At 42.4% G+C, this 3,827-nt stretch carries 5 protein-coding genes and 1 pseudogene; 5 read left to right on the forward strand and 1 reads right to left on the reverse strand.

All coding sequences use genetic code 11. The features are described from left to right. Window positions 1-267: 267 nt before the first annotated feature. The 5 genes from QUA88_RS29295 (at window position 268) to QUA88_RS29315 (ending at window position 2,715) form a co-directional block, all read left to right on the forward strand. Window positions 268-624 (forward strand): hypothetical protein, encoded by a 357-nt coding sequence (locus tag QUA88_RS29295; RefSeq protein ID WP_333058628.1) that lies wholly within the window; start codon window positions 268-270, stop codon window positions 622-624. After that, window positions 621-1,130 (forward strand): hypothetical protein, encoded by a 510-nt coding sequence (locus QUA88_RS29300; protein WP_333058630.1) that lies wholly within the window; start codon window positions 621-623, stop codon window positions 1,128-1,130. The genes QUA88_RS29295 and QUA88_RS29300 overlap by 4 nt, the downstream gene beginning before the upstream one ends. Next, window positions 1,131-1,394, forward strand: coding sequence for a hypothetical protein (locus tag QUA88_RS29305; protein WP_333058631.1), 264 nt, complete (start codon window positions 1,131-1,133; stop codon window positions 1,392-1,394). Continuing rightward, complete coding sequence (locus tag QUA88_RS29310; RefSeq protein WP_333058633.1) at window positions 1,385-1,945, forward strand: hypothetical protein; 561 nt, start codon at window positions 1,385-1,387, stop codon at window positions 1,943-1,945. The genes QUA88_RS29305 and QUA88_RS29310 overlap by 10 nt, the downstream gene beginning before the upstream one ends. A 452-nt stretch (window positions 1,946-2,397) precedes the next feature. Beyond that, entirely contained in the window at window positions 2,398-2,715 is a 318-nt protein-coding gene (locus QUA88_RS29315) for a helix-turn-helix domain-containing protein (protein WP_333058634.1), read from the forward strand. Window positions 2,716-2,748: 33 nt separating this feature from the next. Here QUA88_RS29315 and QUA88_RS29320 read toward each other — a convergent pair. Next, a pseudogene (locus QUA88_RS29320) lies at window positions 2,749-3,826 on the reverse strand (IS4 family transposase). Window position 3,827 lies beyond the last annotated feature (1 nt).

Consider the following 3,827-nt stretch of genomic DNA (forward strand, 5'->3'; position numbering starts at 1 on the left):
ACCTAATTACGCACTTGATTTAGCCCAATACTTCATCTTATCATGTTTTAGGCTGAAATTAAGATGCGTTTACCCTGATTGTTAAGCTAAGCATGAAAACCTCATGTCAGGCTAATTATTTCTCCTTTCCCTGGAACTCAAAGAAGTCCCGAACAATTTTTTTTCAATAATGAATGAACAAATGGAGTCATATTTTAATTGGTATTTCGGTAAAAAATGAGTAATATTACTCATTGACAACAGTGTTTTTAGCTTAACTTGTGAGGAATGGTGCTAGACACACCACTAGACACAGTGCCAGACACACCACTAGACACAGTGCCAGACACACCACTAGACACAGTGCTAAACACTGTAGACACAGCAGCCGAACCGCTTGATACAAAGGATGTAGACAGTGTAGACACCCTCGAATGGACTAACGACGGTTCATTCCCTGTGTGCGGTTTCACCCGCCAAAATTCCACCTTTTTAGACTGGGTTGACCTCTCTCAACTCATTGCACTTGTACTCGCATCGGCGGGGGTGTTTGTGCTGGCAATGTCCATGTGGCGACAAATCAACCCACTCAATCTATTGCCTTCCCCAGTCCGCATCAACATTCAAATTGGGACAAAATTATGAGCTTACAACTGCGACTATTCGGCGGTAAATCTGATAACAACCAATTAGCTAGCAGCAATGACGGCGGACACGCAATCGACAAATCTAAGGTGCTGGCAAGCACTGACACAAACGTTATCACGCCATTAAATCCTGGTAACTTCTCTAGCATTCGTAGTGTTCCAGTTGTGCCAGCACCGCGCTACTTTACCAAAGAAGAAGCGGACGCAATGAAGGACTTGGCAAAAGAGAAAACAGACGGTGCAAGGCAGTCTAAACGCGCTTACAAGGCACTAGGAAAAATTGAAGCGGCCGACAAAACCGTACACAAGGAGCACAGGAAATATGAGGGGGCGGTTGCTGAGAACGAACTAGGCAAAAAGCGCGCTGATGCTGGCTTAGCCAAGAAATTACACGGCTTGCGTCCCGGTTACGCTCGTCTGGGCTTGGGGATTGATAAAGCTGAGAATGATGCTCGCGCTCGCATTGATGAAATTAAAGCCAAGTTGACAGGAGGGACTAACTAAATGAAAGCGATGTATCTGGCTAACTACTTCGTTGCCGGATGCGTCGCTTTCTCCCTTTTAGGGTGGATAGCGAGCCTGCATCCGATGGCAATGAAAGCGGTTTTATTCCTATTAGCAGCAATTGCGATTGCTTGGGGGTTGAGCTGGTTGCTTGATTACTCCCTGAGCAAGTTGCTCAAGATTTCAGTCGCCGACTTGCAGGCGCTTTTAATCGGTGGTTTAGCGATGCTGCTGATTGGTTTAGGGGTGTTTATATGCAGCTAAAACTGTTTGTGTTGAGCGCGTCCTCTGTCGTGCTGTGGTTAATTCCACTAGCAGCACTAGACAAAAAGCTAGACATTCACAAAGCACTGCAAGGGGTGAGTCTGTGTGCTGCAATTGCCTGTGCAGTGTCCGCTGGTAACATTGCCCGCGAACTGGCAGAGGAAAGTGAGATTGAAGCGATGAAGACCAGGGCAATTACTGCTGATGTGGTGGATGAAATCGCCGTCAGCGCATATGTAAGTCAGCAGCAGCGCCAACAGGAAGCTGAGGCGATATTAGCTTCCCCAGGGGAAGACTTGGAAGCTTCACGGCAAGCGCTGGAGGCTATATACAGCGCGGACTTACCGGAACCGGAAGTGACTACCTTAGCTACCGCTTCCGAGCCAACTCCCCTAGATAAATCGCTGTATGCGGAAATCTGTAAGTCACGGGAAGTGGGCAAAACTAATACTTGGATTATTGAGAATATTCTCAAGATGAAGGGGAGAAAGTTCGCAGACGGTAAGGTGAAATTGCAAGAACTGCTGAGCAAGTTTGAGGGCGAAGCGTAGCACACTTTGAGCAAAACACATCCAGCACGTATGTAGATGTCCGAAGGCCGTAGGGTTTCGCACTATGCAGCACATATGTAGATAGATGCAGTACGTATGTAGATTTTGGAAACCCGTAGGGTTTCCAAGCAAATAACACAGTTGTAGAACAGCGGTATTTTTTGCAAGCCACAAACCCTTGGCAACCTATACTACGCGACTGCACCATCACCTGAGCTACTACTGTCTCTTATAATTAGTGAACGCGCTTGTTTGAAATGAAATCCACGTTCTGCGGCTGACAGGGGGAGTAGAGCAAGCGCTTATGGCTAAAAGGTTGTAGAGCGAAGCCGCCGATGTCGAGTTGCCCTGAGCCTTCACTATTTTTCCCTAATCCTTTGCTGACAATCGGGGTTATACCATTTTTTTAAAGATGTGATAGACTTGTGTAAAAAGTAAAGGAGAGAATTACAATGTCTGGTCGTCCTCATATAAAGATTACCGAATCTGGAGAAAACTTACGAGAAATCCTCAAAAAACAAAAAACAATCCTAGCTTATAATAAAGTCCAAATGCTTTATTTATTTCAGTTAAAACAAGTAGAAACTGTGCGGGAAGTATCAGCAGTTTTAGGTAAAAGTGAGGCAACGATTCATCGCTGGCTCTCCCAATATAGAAAGGGCGGTCTGGAAAATTTGTTAAAAAATAGGCAGGTTTTCGGTCGCCCAAAAAAGTTCTCAGTTGAAATAGCAGCGACCAGAAGTGTTGAACGCTTATTGATAGAATTCTGAAAATAGACATACGAATCCTATAAAATGCTGATTTCAGCAATTGAAAACAAGTTCCTTAAACCAGTGAATATAGCTGATTTTCTCACACATAAAAGCCTGCAAATATCGTAATTTGTCTAAGAGTTTATTTCCAATTTTATCAGGAACTTCAACTAACTGAAGCAATAAATAACAAATCAAACAGGCATAGATTTGGATCTTGATTCCATTAGTATTTTTAGTAATTATACGAGCCAGTTTTAAATGCATTTTTAAGAATTTCCACAGCAATTCAATCTGCCATCGTCTGCGATAAATTTCTCCAATTTCGACCTTGGTGTATGCTAATTCTCCTGATTTAGTTAGGTAAATTAGTGACAAACCTAAATTCAGTTCGGGTTTTTAAATCTGAAAAAGTCACTAATCTTACTTGAACTTTTCGTTTGTCACTCCACACTTCATAAGTTCAATCCTCCTTCATGTTGATAGTAGAATTATTCTTAATTCGTAGTACAAAATATTGATTTTCTTGTTTCATTAATGCTTGAACGCGTTCCGAACTCGAAAAACCTCTATCCATTACAGCGACTCCATTTTGAGGTGTGGCTGCTATAGTTTCATCTCAATGCTCACTGTCATGACCTTGACCAAAATGAATGTGTACTCCATCAATTATTCCCCGTTCATTGTCCGTTCCAGCAAATAATTTTACTTGATGGTATTCCTGTTGCCATAGTAATTTACTTGTCAAGGTAACTATCGTTGAATCTAAAGGGAATAAGCTGAGACAATCTTTGTTAATTAATTGACGTTTTATATCGGCTTGTAATCTTTGAAATATTTTTACAAAAACATCAATATCTCTCTGCTTACTAGCCTTGGAAAAAGTTGATATATCTAGGGAAATATCTCGACTGTTTAAACGGGAAAATAGGGGACGCATAGTATCCAGACTTTGGTCAAAACTAAACCCTAGCCAGCAGGAGACAAATGTGAAGCTATCTAAAACTGGATAATCATCTTTGGGTAAATGGGCGAGATACCGTTTGACAATTTGGGAGCATCCCGATTTTGTAAAAGTGCTATCCAGAGAGGATAATAGGTAGAGCGTCAACGGAAGCGTGAACTGCATT

The organism is Microcoleus sp. D3_18_C2 (assembly GCF_036702395.1).
Taxonomy (GTDB): Bacteria; Cyanobacteriota; Cyanobacteriia; order Cyanobacteriales; family Microcoleaceae; genus Microcoleus.

What these genes read in the sequence shown, in the direction of transcription:
- QUA88_RS29295 (WP_333058628.1), top strand. Translation starts at nt 268, where the DNA reads ATGGTGCTAGACACACCACTAGACACAGTGCCAGACACACCACTAGAC.
- QUA88_RS29305 (WP_333058631.1), top strand. Translation starts at nt 1,131, where the DNA reads ATGAAAGCGATGTATCTGGCTAACTACTTCGTTGCCGGATGCGTCGCT.
- QUA88_RS29315 (WP_333058634.1), top strand. Translation starts at nt 2,398, where the DNA reads ATGTCTGGTCGTCCTCATATAAAGATTACCGAATCTGGAGAAAACTTA.
- QUA88_RS29310 (WP_333058633.1), top strand. Translation starts at nt 1,385, where the DNA reads ATGCAGCTAAAACTGTTTGTGTTGAGCGCGTCCTCTGTCGTGCTGTGG.
- QUA88_RS29300 (WP_333058630.1), top strand. Translation starts at nt 621, where the DNA reads ATGAGCTTACAACTGCGACTATTCGGCGGTAAATCTGATAACAACCAA.